At 56.6% G+C, this 16,645-nt stretch carries 11 protein-coding genes; 1 reads left to right on the top strand and 10 read right to left on the bottom strand.

All coding sequences use genetic code 11. The features are described from left to right. Window positions 1-13: 13 nt before the first annotated feature. Window positions 14-913 (top strand): alpha/beta hydrolase, encoded by a 900-nt coding sequence (locus QM996_RS33025; protein ID WP_334141821.1) that lies wholly within the window; start codon window positions 14-16, stop codon window positions 911-913. 166 nt (window positions 914-1,079) lie between these two features. Here the strand turns inward: QM996_RS33025 and QM996_RS33020 are convergent, their stop codons facing one another. From QM996_RS33020 to QM996_RS32975, 10 genes are all read right to left on the bottom strand, one after another. Continuing rightward, window positions 1,080-3,290: a methyl-accepting chemotaxis protein gene (locus QM996_RS33020; RefSeq protein WP_500270550.1), complete on the bottom strand. Its 2,211-nt coding sequence runs from the start codon at window positions 3,288-3,290 to the stop codon at window positions 1,080-1,082. Between the two features lie 1,010 nt (window positions 3,291-4,300). Further along, window positions 4,301-5,500 (bottom strand): IS256 family transposase, encoded by a 1,200-nt coding sequence (locus QM996_RS33015; protein ID WP_334141816.1) that lies wholly within the window; start codon window positions 5,498-5,500, stop codon window positions 4,301-4,303. 40 nt (window positions 5,501-5,540) lie between these two features. Then, window positions 5,541-6,203: an HAD-IA family hydrolase gene (locus QM996_RS33010; RefSeq protein ID WP_500270574.1), complete on the bottom strand. Its 663-nt coding sequence runs from the start codon at window positions 6,201-6,203 to the stop codon at window positions 5,541-5,543. 114 nt (window positions 6,204-6,317) lie between these two features. Then, window positions 6,318-8,837 (bottom strand): methyl-accepting chemotaxis protein, encoded by a 2,520-nt coding sequence (locus tag QM996_RS33005; protein WP_334141812.1) that lies wholly within the window; start codon window positions 8,835-8,837, stop codon window positions 6,318-6,320. 199 nt (window positions 8,838-9,036) lie between these two features. Then, a complete protein-coding gene (fba, locus tag QM996_RS33000; RefSeq protein WP_334141810.1) occupies window positions 9,037-10,101 on the bottom strand; it encodes a class II fructose-bisphosphate aldolase in 1,065 nt (354 codons plus the stop codon). Window positions 10,102-10,182: 81 nt separating this feature from the next. Beyond that, window positions 10,183-11,622 (bottom strand): dihydrolipoyl dehydrogenase, encoded by a 1,440-nt coding sequence (lpdA, locus tag QM996_RS32995; RefSeq protein WP_334141808.1) that lies wholly within the window; start codon window positions 11,620-11,622, stop codon window positions 10,183-10,185. Window positions 11,623-11,699: 77 nt separating this feature from the next. Continuing rightward, window positions 11,700-12,986, bottom strand: a complete 1,287-nt coding sequence (locus QM996_RS32990) for a pyruvate dehydrogenase complex dihydrolipoamide acetyltransferase (protein WP_334141805.1) — start codon at window positions 12,984-12,986, stop codon at window positions 11,700-11,702. Between the two features lies 1 nt (window position 12,987). Next, the gene (locus QM996_RS32985) at window positions 12,988-13,986 is read right to left on the bottom strand and encodes an alpha-ketoacid dehydrogenase subunit beta (protein WP_334141802.1); all 999 of its coding nucleotides are present in this window, start codon (window positions 13,984-13,986) and stop codon (window positions 12,988-12,990) included. After that, window positions 13,987-15,018, bottom strand: a complete 1,032-nt coding sequence (locus QM996_RS32980) for a thiamine pyrophosphate-dependent dehydrogenase E1 component subunit alpha (RefSeq protein ID WP_334141800.1) — start codon at window positions 15,016-15,018, stop codon at window positions 13,987-13,989. Continuing rightward, window positions 15,019-16,344, bottom strand: a complete 1,326-nt coding sequence (locus QM996_RS32975) for an NAD(P)H-dependent oxidoreductase (RefSeq protein ID WP_334141799.1) — start codon at window positions 16,342-16,344, stop codon at window positions 15,019-15,021. Window positions 16,345-16,645 lie beyond the last annotated feature (301 nt).

Genomic DNA, 16,645 nt, shown 5'->3' with positions numbered 1-16,645 from the left:
TAGGAAATTTGATATGCGAATTGACGTAACCTTCTGGTCCGAAGGTGACCAGCTACGCGGGTGGTTCTATCGACCGCTGGACCGCACGTCGGGTTTTCCGACTGTAATTTTGACCCACGGATTCTCTGCCGTAAAGGAGCAATATCTTGATCGCTACGCCGAGGTGTTCGCATCCCACGGACTAGGCGTACTCGTTTACGATCACGGTTGCTTCGGCGAGAGTGAAGGACAGCCTCGCTATGAAGTTGACCCAGAGCGCCAAAGGCGCGGTTACCGGGACGCCATAACTTTCGTCCAGACGTTGAACGGTCCTGATCCCGATCGAATTGGCATTTGGGGAACCAGTTACAGCGGTGGCCACGTGTTGGTGGTCGCTGCTCAGGATCGACGAGTCAAAGCAGTGGTCGCCCAGGTGCCGACAATCAGCGGATCGAAGGTCGCTGTTCGCCGAGCAAAAACGCCGCAAGCTGCCGACCTAAGAATGCGCCTCTCAGAGGATCGAGTAGCCAGAGTTCTTGGAAAAGGCATCTCCTACGTTGATGTGGTAGCACGTGACCCGCAACTCCCCTGCGCATTGCCGGGCCAAGATAGCTTCGATTACTTTAACAGCACCTCTTTACAGGCTTCAAACTGGCACTCGCAAGTGACGTTGCGAAGCCTAGAATTGGCAAGAGCAAATGAACCTGGTGCATTTGTTCGACTGATTAGTCCGACGCCGCTGCTGATGATCGTGGCTGAAAATGATCACTTAACTCCGACGGACCTAGCTCTAGACGCGTTCGACCGGGCTGGTGAACCCAAAAGCCTCGAAATTCTGTCAGGCGGGCATTTTTCTCCCTATGTTGAACATTTTACTAGATCGAGCCATGTCGCGGCCTCCTGGTTTGTCGAGACGTTGAGCGGCAAAGCGTAGAAGGCAATGGAAGCGTTCGTCCGTAAGCGAGCGCGTGCAGCGCTCGGTGGTAGCAGTCGCACGCGATATCAGAGTGGAATGCCGTTCTTTTAACTGCCTCCGGCACCTTATGTTACCGTTCGGTTTGACTGCGATTATCCTGTTGGGCGCAGATTTCCGGCTTAGATTAGGCGGCACGGTCAACCTCAGCTTCGTTTCTGTCTGGGGTGCTCTCACAAAATTGAAACCTGTCGAGCAACGCCCGCAATCTCTGCATTTGCTCATTGAGTGTGTGGCTCGCAGCAGTCGTCTCTTCGACCATTGCCGCATTTTGCTGCGTCGCGTGGTCCATATCGTTAACCGCAGACGTAATCTGTTTCAGTCCACCACTTTGCTCGTACGACGATCTCGCTATCTCTTTCACACGCCGGTTTATCCCATCCATACGTTCAGCGATAACGGTCAGAGCCTCACCGGCCTGGCCCACATGATCAGACCCCTCTCTTACCTGAACAGTTGACGCCGATATCAGACCCCTTATCTCCTTTGCCGCCTTTGCGGATCGCTGCGATAGGTCGCGTACTTCCTGAGCAACAACCGCAAAACCTTTGCCTGCTTCACCGGCGCGGGCCGCTTCAACCCCAGCGTTTAGGGCAAGGAGATTGGTCTGGAATGCAATCTCGTCAATGAGGCTTGTTACGCGAGCGACCTCCTCGGAAGATTTCTGAAGTGCCACCATGGAGCCAACTGCTCCCCCTACGACCGACTTTGTATCGTGGGTGTCCTTGGTCATTTGCTCCACGTCGGTGGACGCTAATGACGCGTTTTTCGAGTTACTTTCAACTTGAACCACCAGTTCGTTTATTGCCGCAGCAGTCTCCTCCAAGTTCGCCGCTTGGCGTTCCGTCCGGAGAGCAAGATCATTCGCTGCATTGCTAATTTCTGCCGTTCCGGCGCTTATCTCTCGGGTTGTTTCTGCGACCGTCCTTACGGTGCTCTCCAGTCCGGTGAATGCAGTGTTCAAGTCCTGGCGAATCCTCTCGTAATTTACAGGGAATTGGCGGGAAATTCGATATGTCAGATTTCCCTGAGCTAACTGACGCAGTGCTTCTCCCACAATCGAGACAATCTCCTGTTGTTCTGCGGCTTGCTGCAATCTTGCGGCTTCGTTATCAGCACGCTCGCTGTCAGCCACCCTGCGATGTTCATCCGCTTCCAATTTCACACGTCGCGAGCCGTCAAGCGCCACGCGAAGCTTATCCAGAGCTTCCGCGATGACACCAATCTCATCGGTTCGTTCGCGCGCTGAAATTGGGGAGTCGAAATCATTATGCGTTAAGGCTTCAACTGACGCTACCAAACGGACAATTGGCCTTTGGATCATATGTCGTATCGTGAGGAATAAGGTTACGAACACCGCAACCAAAACCCCAAAAGCGGTGAAAGCAAGTAACCAGCCTTGTTCGTGCGCAGCAGCGGTCATGGCGTGAACCGGAATATCGATACAGACCGCCCATTTCACGTTCATACCGGCAACTTCAAATGGAAGGACGAGACGGTCAAATCGCACATCCTCAATCTCAATGCCTTTTATAATTGCCGCCGTCCCACCTTCTAAGGCTTGCTTCACCTCCGCTGCCCCCACGTCTCCGTAAGGTTTTGTTACCTTCGCTTCGTTGTCGGCTACAATCCAATTTCCGGCGCTTGAAATGAGACGAACTCGCCCGTCGCCAAACGGGCGCAATTTGTTGAGTTGATTAGACAATGCACTGAGTTCAAGGTCGAGGCCGCTGACGCCGATAAGCTTGCCGTCGGCCAGTACCGGGAAAGTCAGCGACGCAACCAAATACCGTCCCGTCGGATCTTCCCAAATATAGGGTTCCGTTGCGTGCGGCTTTTTCGAGTTCGCAGCTACTTGATAGTATTCGGCATTGTTGTCGACCTCGAGCGGGGACAGAACGGTACCCTCCTTCGTCTTCATCCAATTGATGGTCAGCCTCCCATGCTTGTCTTGTGATTTCAACACGGTACCAGTGAATTCAGTATCCCGTCCGTCGAACGCGTTCGCATCCTCAAAAAACCAACTTGCAACAACCAAATCGGGCTTGGCTGCCAACCTCGTAAGTCTGACCACCTTCTCGCGATCGAGGTATCGCTGCTGGCTTCCCTCGGCGATTTGATTGGCCAATAGCGCTGCAGCACCCGATATGGGTGTTAACTGCGTGTTTACCTCGTTGGCGATGCCGACCGCCACAGCTTGCGCCTCGCGCATGACCAATTCACTTGTCTTGGATCCTGTTGCGTAGACCAAATAGGCGTTTGCCACCAAGAGTACCAAGGCAATCGATCCTGTGGTTATTGCGATCAATTTTAATGCAAGATTGCCTCTAAGTGTCATGTCCCGTCCCTCCAAATGCGAAATGTTTAACTAATGCTCGTTAATTAACAATTGAAAACGCTAAAGATCCTCTTCGACGCCCGTGCGATCTTGGCACACTCTTGTTCTCCGAATGCATCAAAGAAACCGAAGAGCCACTGAGCCGCGACGCCCCGATCTGGGCGCCACAGCGGCTACCAACGATTGATAGCCGCGACTTCGCCGCCTCTCTCCAATGTTTGAGGATCTATTCCCAAAGACATTTTCCCGGTCACGGACATATGGTAAGGACGCGAGGTCGGGCCAAATCCGCGTGGATCATCATATGTTTGCTGTGGCGAGAACGATGTCTCAGGTGCCTACGAATCTGTCCTAGAGAGCATGCGTCAGTTTTGACAACACGCGATGGATAATCTCAGTGATCGATAAATGACTGTTAATTAATCTTTTGCATCTGGCGATTTGCTAGGCACATGAGATGCATCAATTGGAGGACGGCGGAATGATCGGCATAATCGGAACAGGTTCCATGGACAGTGCGATCACGGAAGGCTTTCTTCCCCTTAGGTGTCGAGGTGACTGCCTATAATCGCACAGCTTCAAAAGCTACTTATCGAATGAGGCTTAGAGTGCAGTCCGTACGATCACAACAGCGGGTCCTCGATCCGCAATATTCTTGATGAAGAACTCGTCGAATCCTAACTCCTGTGCGGTGTGCCTTTAATTGCCGTGGAATTGGAAGTTACGTGTTTTCCGGTGGGGGCAAAAAACAAGCACGAGGCGGGTTTCTTGGTTGGTTGCAGGGGCCGGAACAACAGAGACTTATAAATTCGCTGCAGTTAAACCGACTCGAACCGCAGGCGCCCGGATTTTAACTACGGCGACAAGACCGACTTTGATCAATTGACGTTGAATCTCCGCTCATGAAATACCAAACTATGTGGCTAACACTGGAGTTGGATCGGATGACGTCCCAGGGAGTGGTGTAGCTTCGGCGATCGCCGTGCTTTCCGGACGGAGCCGGGAATGGGTCAGCTTGCCGCAGCGGGCAGGCTGATGAGCGGATCATCGCTCATTGCGGCGATGGTCTCAAGGGTCAGGTATCTGGAGCGCTGGACGGCCCACTCGTCGTTCTGTTCGAGCAGCAATGCGCCGACGAGGCGGACGATGGCGTCATCGTTGGGGAAGATGCCGACAACCTCGGTGCGCCGCTTGATCTCCCCATTGAGGCGCTCGATGGGGTTGGTGCTGTGAAGCTTGGCCCAGTGCTGCCTGGGAAAGGTCATATAGGCGAGCACGTCTTCTTCAGCGGTGTCCATGAGTTGGGCGAGCTTCGGCACTTTCGGCCTGATCTGGTCGGCGACGTTACGCCACTGAGTGCTTGCGGTCTCCGGCGTATCTTGGGCGAAGGCTGTGGCGATGAAGGCGGAGACCACTCGTCGCCCGCTCTTTCCGGCATGGGCCAGCGCGTTTCTCATGAAGTGAACCCTGCACCTCTGCCAGGTGGCCGATAGAACCTTGGAGACGGCGGCCTTGATCCCTTCATGGGCATCGGAGACGACGAGCTTGACGCCTCTGAGACCCCTTCGCGTCAGTTTGCGCAGAAAATCCGTCCAGATCGGCTCGGCCTCGGACGTGCCAATCTCCATGCCCAAGACCTCGCGCCGTCCGTCGGTGTTGACGCCGACGGCGATGATGACGGCGACCGAGACGATGCGGCCACCGCGACGAACCTTCAGATAGGTGGCGTCGATCCACAGATATGGCCAGTCGCCTTCAATGGGGCGGCTGAGGAACGCCTTCACCTTGTCGTCGATCTCCTCGCACAACCTCGAGACCTGGCTCTTGGAGATGCCGCTCATGCCCATCGCCTTGACCAGGTCGTCGACGGAGCGGGTCGAAACGCCCTGGATGTAGGCTTCCTGTATCACGGCCGTCAGAGCCTTCTCGGCCATGCGGCGCGGCTCGAGAAAGCTCGGGAAATAGGTGCCGGTACGCAGCTTCGGGATGCGCAGTTCCACGGTCCCGGCCCGTGTTTCCCAGTCGCGCTCGCGGTAGCCGTTACGTTGGGCAAGCCGAAAGGCGCTCTTCTCGCCATAGGCTGCGCCCGTCTTCGCCCCGACCTCCAGCTCCATCAGCTTCTCGGCGGCAAAGCCAATCATCTCCCGCAGCAAATCCGCGTCCGCGCTCTTCTCAACAAGCGAGCGCAGGTTCATCATCTCGTCGGTCATCGGTGATCTTTCCATCAGGTTGAGCTTGAACAACCCGACCCTACCGGAAAAACACTGATGGCCGCCTTCCTGCTACACCACTCCCTGGGACGTCATCTTGGATCGACAGTGACCCGTCCGCCGAAACCACCGGACGGATGCTGATGTAGTGTTTAATAGTCGGGAAATCCCGCCAATCTATGCCGTGACCGGCGGCGGTTACCACCAGCACGTCTGCGCCCGCCGCTCGCCCGGCCTTTACGCCTGCCTCAACATCCTCGAAAACAAGACAATTGGAAGGCGAGACCCCGAGCCGCTTTGCTCCTAAAAGAAAACACTGGGGGTCTGGTTTACCTACGGCGACGTCCTCCCCAGTCACCATAACGCGAGGTATGGTCAACCCCGCGGCTTCAAGTCGCCTTTGCGCGAGCTGTCTTGAAGCTGAAGTGACAATCGCCCAGCGATCATCAGGAAGCGAAGCTAAGAACTCTGCGGCTCCTGCTATCGCGACAACCCCCTCAACATCCTCGATCTCGGCTTTCGTGATGTTGGCCGCTTCAATCTCCGGGTCCAAGCCGGGGAGTTCCAGCCGACGAATGGTGTCGATCGCTCTTTGCCCATGCATAGTTGGCAAGAACGCAATTGGATCCAGGCCCTGGCGCTGTGCCCACGCACCCCAAACTCGCTCAGCAGCGGCTATGGAAGTCAGAAGTGTCCCGTCCATATCGAAAAGGAAGGCCGAGAATTTTCTATTTTCATCGAGTTTCAATAGATCAACTATCCTTATTTCATGCTGCTAGGTCGTGGGGTGAGCCGCCGCGAGTTTGGCCGATCCAGCCTAAGCGGCCTTTTCGGTGCGAACGATTGGCGTTTCATTCAATGCAAAGGAATCGACCAGCTGAACAAGGTCGTCGACTTGCTCCGCAAGCCGGCGAGTGGCTGCGCCGGCCTCCTCCGCCATTGCCGCGTTGAGTTGCGTCACCCTTTCTATTGTACTGACGGCGTCATTGATTTCGGTGAGGCTCTTTGCCTGGCTTTGGCTCGAAAGTGCCAGCTGGGCGACATCACGCGAAACGTCACCAATCTTCAGCACGATATCGTCCAGGGCGTGGCCAGTTTGCTCGACAAAGTCCACCCCTGCGTCCACCTCGCTGGTCGAATGATGAATAAGTGCTCCGATTTCTTTTGCCGCCAAAGCGGCACGTTGGGCAAGTTCTCTGACTTCATGCGCGACGACAGCAAATCCCTTCCCTGCTTCTCCTGCCCGGGCGGCCTCAACTCCAGCGTTCAAGGCCAACAGATTTGTCTGGAATGCGATGCCATCGATGACGGTGACGATGTTCGTTATGCGATCGGATGCCTCCTTGATACGGGACATTGCACCGATGGCATTCCCCACGATAACAAGTGAGCCATCTGCTTCCAGCTTGACTCGCTGTACGATGTCAGCGGCACTTGCTGCACGCTTTGACGCTTCCCCGACTGTTACGGTGATCTCTTCGATTGCTGCCGCAGTTTGTTCGATCGAGCCTGCTTGCTGTTCATTTCTGCGAGAAAGTTCTTCGGAGGCTTCTGCAAGTAGCCGGCCATTGATGTAAATTTCGGCTGACGTCGCCCGGACGTCGAGCATGGTCGAGCTCAGGCCGCTGATGGTGCTGTTGAAGTCTCGTCTGAGCGTATCCAGATCCCCAGCGAATGAGACATCGATAGTCTTCCGCAGGTCTCTGCTCGCCAGATTATTAAGGCCGTTTGCTAGTTGCGTTACCGCTAGTTCGATATTTTTCTGGGTCAGAGCTCGTTCGCGCTCGTTTGTCTCCCGCTCCGCCTCTGCCATTCGATGAAGATCTTCCGTATGCGCCTGTATGGCAATCTTCTGAGATGCGTTTTCCTTGAACACTGCTAGTGCACGCGCCATTTCGCCAATTTCATCTTTTCGTCGGTCTCCTTCAATCGCGATGTCCAACGAACCGCCGGCCAAGCGGCGCATAATGTCAGTAATTGAGCCGATCGGCCGCTTGAGCGTGATGACGAGTGCAGTGCCTGATGCTAACGCGATGAAAAATCCAAAAGCCATCGATGTTAGCGAGACTGAGTTCGCCAGCGACCGTTCAGTCGATGCCATTTTCCGTTGACCGTCCGCAAATGCGTCCATCAGTTCCCAGATCTCGTTGATCTTGTCAGTCGCGGATCGGTACTGCTCCTCGGAACCGGCTCGATTGGCTTCCAGTCCGGCGGCGCTTTCCTGCAAATCGTCGGCGATCGCCTTAACTGTATTGGGGATCTCGCCGAAGTAGGGATCAATCTGGACCAACTCCGTCAGTAAGTTTACCTCGCCCGTATAAACGAACAGGGCTCGCTCTACCGCCTTCACATTATCCTCAGTCGGTTCGCCCAGAATGCTGGCAAAGGCGATTTTTACATCGCCGCTGTTGCTCACGATAGACCGGAGCTTTTTCGTCACCTTGTCGGCGTCGAGTGAACCCCCGTTCCGATCAATCAGATCGGCAGCGACCTGATTGACGGCTGCCACGCTCTCCGCTCGCAATGTTTTCGATAAACCAGCCAGGTCGTTTGCGATGGCCGACTCCTCAGGTTGGCTCCCCGTTTCCTGGACCCCGTTTGTTTTCAGGAACGCCAACATCCGGTCGGCTATACTAGACCCGCCTCGCACACCGAATGAATTCAGGAGACGATCAGATTTTGACAGTTTGTGTGCAAAATTTTCGAAGGACGCTCGCACAGCTGTTCCTTCCCGAGGAAAAGACCAGCCGTCCGTCGACCGTAGTTGTATTGCGAGATTTTCGCAGTCGTTTAGGATCGATTGGAGGGCCAGCGTCTCGGAAAGCCTCGATTTTCGTTTATTGTCCAGCTGAGTAGCTTGCGCGACGATCTTGAATGCGTGTTTACCAAGTTCCATCTGCAGGGAATTCAGTGCGTCGAGTTGTCTGGCAATGTTGTCTGTCAGCCGCGACCGGTCCTGTCGAATCCTCCATATCTCGCTTACGTATGACAGGATTGTTCGCGTAGCCTCCTGCGCCTTCCGTAATTCAGTAACATCCTGGGCGTCCGGAATTCCTTCGATCGCACGGTCGATTTCGCTGATCTGCGCTGCCGTTATGCTGGAGGCTCGCGTGAATGTCTCATCATTGGGCTCGCGAAGAAACGCCGTAATGCCGGCATAAGCACCTTTGAACCCTGAGAGTAGCCGGACCACGTCATTCGATACGTTCAGTCGCGCTTCCAGTACCCCTGTCGCATAAAGTCCCGTGACGCCGACCGCGGCGATTGTGATCAACAGCGGCAAAACCAGTATCACGACCTTCGTCTGAATCCTGAAACGCGCGAGAACCCTGTCCATTTCGCTCCCCCAAAGCATTGCTCTCCAAACCGAGGCACTCTGGCACGAATAACTTAAGTTTACCTTTCAGTTTTACAATTCACCGTAATTCAATCAAAATGTTCACTATTTGAAATGATCAAGCGGCAAAACGCGGCAAACATTCAACTATTTTTTTCTTACAAAGACAAAAGTTCTCACAGCTGTGCCGCATTTCCGGTTAAGAAAAAACTGGATCGAGCGACCCGGATGCATAGCGCTTCGCCATCGCCGAAACGGGAAGGGGCGTAATGCGCGCCGCCATGCCGGCGGTGCCGAACTGCTCGAAGCGCTCCTTGCAAAGCTTGGTGAGCGCGGTCATTGCCGGCTTCAGATATTTGCGCGGATCGAATTCGCCCGGATCTTCCTGCAGGATCCGGCGGATCTGCCCGGTCATCGCCATCCGACCATCGGTGTCGATGTTGACCTTGCGCACGCCATTCTTGATCCCGCGCTGAATCTCTTCGACCGGCACACCCCAGGTGGGCTTCATCCGGCCGCCATATTTGTTGATGATCTCCTGCAGATCGAACGGAACCGACGACGAGCCGTGCATCACAAGATGCGTATTCGGCAGCTTGCGGTGAATCTCTTCGATGACATTCATCGCCAGCACCGAACCATCGGGCTTGCGCGTGAACTTGTAGGCGCCGTGCGAGGTTCCCATGGCGATCGCCAGTGCATCGACCCGGGTTTCGCGCACGAATTTCACTGCCTCGTCCGGATTCGTCAGCAACTGGTCGTGTGACAGCTTGCCTTCCGCGCCGTGCCCATCCTCCGCTTCGCCCATGCCGGTCTCGAGGGAGCCAAGCACCCCGAGCTCACCTTCGACCGAAATGCCGCCGAGATGCGCCATCTCAGTCACTCTCTTGGTCACACCCACATTGTAGTCCCAGTCGGCCGGCGTCTTCCCGTCCGCTTTGAGCGAACCATCCATCATGACCGAGGTGAAGCCCGCCTGGATCGCCGTCATGCAGCTCGCCGGGTCGTTGCCGTGGTCCAGATGCACGCAAACCGGGATGTGCGGATAGATTTCGACGACTGCATCCATCATGTGCTTGAGCATGATGTCGTGGGCATAAGCGCGCGCGCCGCGTGATGCCTGGATGATGACAGGAGCATCAGCCGCATTCGCAGCCTCCATGACGGCGAGCGCCTGTTCCATATTATTGATATTGAAGGCGGGGACGCCATAGCCCTCGTCTGCCGCGTGATCCAGCAACTGCCTTAGGGTTATTCTTGCCATCCGAGACCTCTTTCCCCGGCGTTTCTACCAACGCCGCCCGCATGTTTTGACACAAGATGAAACCTAATTTTGTCCGATGACTTAGGCGTTCAGCACTCGGCCGTAAGCGTCGAGCACTGCTTCCTTCATCGTTTCGGAGACGGTCGGGTGCGGGAAAATCGTGTGCATCAGCTCTTCTTCGGACGTCTCGAGGTTCATCGCGACGACAAAACCCTGGATGAGCTCTGTGACTTCCGCGCCGACCATGTGGGCGCCAAGCAGCTCGCCGGTCTTCTTGTCGAAGATCACCTTCACCATGCCCTGGTCTTCGCCGAGGGCGATCGCCTTGCCGTTCGCCGCGAAGGAGAAGCGGCCGACACGGATGTCGCGGCCCTGCTCCTTGGCCTTGGCTTCGGTGAGACCGACCGAGGCCACCTGCGGATTGCAGTAGGTGCAACCTGGGACCTTGCCCTTGTCTGTGGGATGAACGTTCGGAAGGCCGGCGATCTTCTCGACGCAGACGACGCCCTCGTGCTCAGCCTTGTGCGCCAGCATCGGCGGGCCGGCGACATCGCCGATCGCATAGATGCCCGCGACATTGGTCTTGCCGTAACCGTCGACGACGATGCAGCCGCGGTCGGTCTTGATGCCGAGCCCTTCAAGGCCGAGGTTCTCGATGTTGCCCTGAACGCCGACCGCCGAAATCAACCGGTCGGCGGTGATCTGCTGCACCTTGCCATCAGACGTCTCAACATGGGCGGTGATGTTTCCCGCACCCTTCTCGACCTTGGTAACCTTGGCGCTCGTAAAGATCTTAAGGCCGCGCTTTTCCAGCTGCTTGCGGGCGATGGCGGTGATTTCGGCGTCCTCGACCGGCATGATGGTCGGCATGACTTCGACGACTGTGACATCGACACCCATGGAGCGATAGAAGCTTGCGAATTCGATGCCGATCGCGCCGGAACCCATGACGATCAGCGACTTCGGCAGGACGTCCGGCTTCAGAGCTTCGAAATAGGTCCAGATCAGCTTGCCGTCGGGCTCGATGCCGGGCAGCGCGCGCGGGCGGGCGCCGGTCGCGATGATGATGTGCTTGGCGGTATAGGTGCCCTCGCCCTTGACGTTCTTTGGCAGCGGGTGCTGCGGCTCGACCACGGGTTTTGACGACTTGCCGACGACGATCTCGCCGGGCTTGGTAAGCTTTCCTTCGCCCCAGATAATGTCGATCTTGTTCTTCTTCATCAGGAAGCCGACGCCGGCATTGAGGCGGGCAGACACGTCGCGCGAGCGGGCAACGACCGCCTTGGCATCCGGCTTGACCGTGCCTTCGAGAACCAGGCCGAAATCCTTGAAGTGATTGGCATGATCGAGCACGTCGGCCGAGCGCAGCAGCGCCTTCGTGGGAATGCAGCCCCAGTTCAGGCAGATGCCGCCCATGTGTTCCCGCTCGACGATCGCGGTCTTGAGACCGAGCTGACTGGCGCGGATGGCGGCGACATAGCCGCCGGGGCCCGAGCCGATGATGATGACGTCGTAGGACATCTGTTTTCCTTGAAAAGATGGGGGATCCGTCACGACGTGTTGGCGTCGTGGCAAGATCCCCCGAGGCTGGGAGGAAACTAGATCAGCATGCTCATCGGGTTTTCGATGAGCGTTCGGAATTTACCAATCAGCTCTGCGCCAAGAGCGCCATCCACCGCGCGATGATCGGTTGACAACGTCACGGTCATTACAGTCGCACTCGAAAGGTCGCCCTGTGCATTGACGACGGGCCTTTTTTCTCCCGCGCCAACGGCCAGGATGGTTGAATGGGGAGGATTGATGATTGCTGCGAATTCCCTCACACCGAACATGCCGAGGTTCGAAATCGCTCCTGTGCCGCCCTGATACTCGGCCGGCTTCAATTTTCCTGATCTGGCGCGGGCAGCCAGATCCTTCATCTCATTGGAGATTGTCGAAAGCGTCTTGGATTCCGCATGCCGGATGATCGGTGTGATCAGCCCGCCCGCCACGGAAACTGCAACTCCTACGTCAACGAAACGATGGCGCAAGAGGCTCTCTTCAGTCCAAGACACGTTCGCGTCGGGCGTTGATCCGAGGGCCAGCGCGTAGGCCTTGATGACCATGTCATTGACCGACAACTTATAGGTTGGCGTGCCATCCACCACTGGCGCTGACGCATTCAGCTCGGTTCGCAGCCTCAGCAGAGCATCGATGTGACAATCAACCGAGAGATAGAAATGCGGAATGGTTGTCTTTGCTTCCAGCAATCGCCGGGCAATCGTCTTCCTCATGGATGTGTGAGGCTGCAGATCGAACGTGCCTCCGGCGAACTGCTTCAATGCTCCATCAGAAGAAGCTCGCTGACCATTATCCCCAGCGCCGGTGGGCGCTGGCAGCGCAACCGGCGCCTCAGCAATGCGAGCCTTCGAAACATCGGCGCTCACGATCCTTCCATGTGGGCCGGTCCCGGCCACGGATCCCAAATCGATGCCGCCTTCCCGCGCTAGACGCCTTGCCAAGGGCGTAGCCCTGATTGCGCTTCCGGCATCCGCTGATGCAGTATGGTTTTGTCCGCTGACCGGATGGGCGGCGGTCGCGTCGATAGCCCCCGCCGTTGCGGGAGCGGCCGGAGCAGACGGCTTAGGGGCGGCCTGATATTCCTCGCCCTCTTCGTAGACCCAAGCGACTGCAGACCCTACCGCGATGTCAATGCCTTCTTCGCCGGTGACGTTCCGGAGAATGCCCGTAGCGGGAGAGTCTATTTCCATTGCCGCCTTGTCGGTTTCAATCTCGAACAGGACGTCGCCCTTCCCGACGCGGTCACCTTCTTTGAAGAACCACTTCGAGATCTTGCCCGTCGCCATATCCATGTCGACCTTTGGGAGGATGATTTCTGTTGCCATACTATCGCGCTCCCCTCACAAGATCCCGCGCGGCACTTAAAATGTCTGGGACTTGGGGAACGGCAGCCTTCTCAAGCTCCGGATTATACGGAATTGGCGTTTCGGAGCCACCGAGACGGACGATCGGGGCATCCAGATAGTCGAACGCATCGCTTTCGGCGATCATCGCACTTATTTCTGCACCGACGCCAAGCGTCTTGACGCCCTCATAGACACAGAGGAGCCTCGTCGTCTTCTTCACGCTTGCAATCACGGTTGCCCTATCGATCGGCCGCACCGAACGAAGATCGATTACTTCGACATCAATGCCTTCGCTAGCCAGCTGTTCGGCGGCCTCGAGGGCCTTATGAACCATGATCGATGTCGCGACGATGCTAAGATCCTTGCCCTGTCGACGAATCTCCGCCTTGTCGAGAGGGACCGTATAATGACCTTCAGGAACCGGGCCCTTCATTTTGTACAGAAGCTTGTGCTCAAAGATCATGACCGGGTCTGGATCGGCGACAGCGGCAAGCAGCATGCCTTTGACATCGTATGGCGTCGCGGGCTGAATGACCTTCAGGCCCGGCACATGTCCCAACCACGCCTCCAGGCTCTGGCTATGCTGGGCGGCCGCCCCTGTGCCAGAGCCCGCCGGAAAACGCATGACAACCGGCACTGACACTTCGCCGCCAAGCATATAGCGCATTTTGGCGGCCTGATTGACGATTTGTTCCATCGCCAGCGCCGCGAAATCAGAGAACTGAAACTCGAAAATCGGTCTCAATCCGGTCATCGCGGCACCGACTGCGACGCCTGCGCCGCCTAGTTCGGAAATCGGCGTGTCCATCACGCGATCAGGGCCGAACCTGTCGATGAGATCGCCGGTTACCTGAAACGCGCCACCGTAAACGCCGATATCTTCGCCCATCAGAATGACGCGCTCATCCGCATCCATCGCAATCGCCATCGCTTCTTGGATGGCCTGGGAGTAGCTGAGTTCTCGAACACGGGTGTCCATTTATGCCTGCTCCGTATAAACATTCTCAGCCAACTCAGCGACGTCAGGCGCCGGACTTGCCTTTGCGAATTCGATACCTGCCGCGATCTCATCGCGAACGGACTGACGGATTGCCTCCAGCTCTACGTCATTTGCGACACCAAATTCCCGGAGCTGGGTTTCGAACCGGATGATGGGATCTCGATTGCTCATCCAGTCATCAATTTCGTCTTTCGTGCGGTAGCGGTTTCGGTCGCTTTTGGAGTGGCCGCGGTAACGATACGTCTTGCATTCGATGAGGGATGGTCCTTCGCCGCGCTTCGCACGCTCAACGGCATTGTGAGTGGCTTCGGCCACCTCGGAAAGCACGTTGCCGTCGACAATTACGCCCGGCATGCTGTAAGCGCCGGCGCGGTCGGCGATATTGGCAACCGCCGTCGAGCGCGCGGTCGAGGTCGACATGCCGTAGCCGTTGTTTTCACAGACGAAGATAACGGGAAGCTTCCAAACTGCAGCCATGTTCAAGGCTTCGTGGAAGGCACCTTCGTTGTTGGCACCGTCACCAAAGAAGCAGACGACGACTTTCCCGGTCTTGAGCCGCTTGGACGTCAGCGCGGCGCCAACAGCGATCGGCAAGCCGCCCCCGACGATTCCGTTCGCGCCGAGATTGCCGGTCGTAACGTCCGCAATATGCATGGAACCGCCGCGGCCGGCGCAATAGCCAGTGGTTTTCCCGAAGAACTCCGCGAACATGCGTTTGACGTCCGCGCCTTTGGCGATGCAGTGCCCGTGGCCTCGATGGGTCGACGTGATCTGATCCTGTTGCGTCAGCGGGAGACAAACGCCCATGGCGCTTGCTTCCTGGCCGATCGACAGATGCATCGTCCCATGAATGAGACCACGCGTGTAGCTTTCTTCAGCGCCTTCCTCGAACTGGCGGATGAGGTGCATCTTCCGAAGAGCGTCCAGCAACTGCTCGCGCGTATATTGTCGGTAGATGAAGGGAAGATTGCTGGCCTCGGCACTCTTCATCGCTCTTGCTGAGTTCGCCATTTATGCCTCCCTGCCGTAAACAAGGGCGTCTTGCCGGGCGCGCAAGGCCGCAAGACGAGAGCCTTCCGCGACCGATGCGTTGGCGTAGGTAATCAACTCACCCTTCTTGATCGGCGCGGTAACCTTGCCACCTTGCAGCATGCCGCAGGGAATAGCAGCGGCGCTTCGAGCTTCAGGTGCAGTCATGATCCACGCGCGGTAGCAGCACTCGCCGATTGCATCGAGCTTGTCGCCAGGCTGGAGATCCTTCTTGGCCACCGCACATACTTCGGCCACAGGTGTAGACAGAGGGACCATGTCCGGCTTCCCGTAAAGAACGACACGGGCACAGGTGAGTGGCACTTCCAGTGACGTCAGATGATACGGCCGGTGGAAGGTGAAATACGGCCCCTTCCCCATCTTCAGGTCTTCCATCCGCTCCGAGATTCGGGGATGGGACATGTCAGCGACAACGAACACGCCAGGGGCCACACCCTTCCCGATGGAATAATCGACAACACCAACTTTCGTGAGAACGCCGCCGTCCTTTTCAGGCACGAGCACCGACGATAGCTGGTCAAGGGTGGCCGCCGGCCCGTGCATGCCGGGTTTATCCGGTACAAGACCCGTTGCATTTGCAATTGCGGCCATTTCCACCATGGTCTTTGAGCCGTCCACGAATTCGACAAGCATGCGAACGTTCATGTTTCGGCGCGCCGCTTCTTCGGCGTATTGATGCGGAACCGCATCAATGTTCAGGGGGTTGTTTTTGCCTTTGCCTGCCGCAACGATCGGATGGCCCATTGCTGAAACAAACTCGATCAATTCAATGCAAGACGATGGTTCGTCTCCAGCGCCGAGGGAGTAGGTCACTCCGAGCCGCTCGGCTTCGCTTTTAAGATAGGCGCCAATCGTGACGTCCGCTTCGACATTCATCATCACGAGGTGTTTGCCATGCTCCATGGCTGCCAGGCCGATTTCGGCGCCCACGGCCGGGACGCCGGTGGCATCGATAACGACATCGATCAGTCCGCTGTTCAGGATATTGGCAGAATCGGCCGTAATGGCGATCTTCCCGGCTTCAATCACGGAATTGAGCTGATCAGCATTTGCGGCTTCGCGATGATGGCCACCGGCCCGGTAAGCGATATCAACAGCTTCTCGAGCACGGCCGACGTTGAGATCGCAGATTGCCCCGATCTCGATCCCGGGCATATGGGCGACGCGGGTGACGATGTCCGTGCCCATCTCCCCACTGCCGATCAGGCCGATACGAATAGGCTTTCCCTCGGTTTCTCGACGCACGAGATCGCGTGCGAGCCCGGTTGGCGCAACGTTAATGGGCATTCCATTCCTCCCAAATTCATTCGGGAACGATTGGTAGTGTACATTTGTTATTTCGTCAACATCTATGTTCTACATTGCACCCTGTTTAGCCATAATTCCCTGTTTTCCGCGACATGATTTGAACTTTTATCGCGCAACAGAACAGTCGGTCGCACGCTTGGAGGACACGCTTAATGATCGCCGCCAAAAGCGGCTTGCGCCCTTGGTCGCTCAATTTGGCTTTGGATGTGCAATGCTATGGTCGGCAAGTCTGCTGCGAAGGGAAAGGCCTTGCAGAGCTGAAACGCCGGGCGCGTAGCGC

The organism is Sinorhizobium chiapasense (assembly GCF_045277575.1).
In the GTDB taxonomy this organism is placed as follows: Bacteria; Pseudomonadota; Alphaproteobacteria; order Rhizobiales; family Rhizobiaceae; genus Ensifer; species Ensifer chiapasense_A.
Note: the sequence above shows the minus strand (reverse complement) of the source record. Positions and strands in the feature narration are given on the sequence as shown.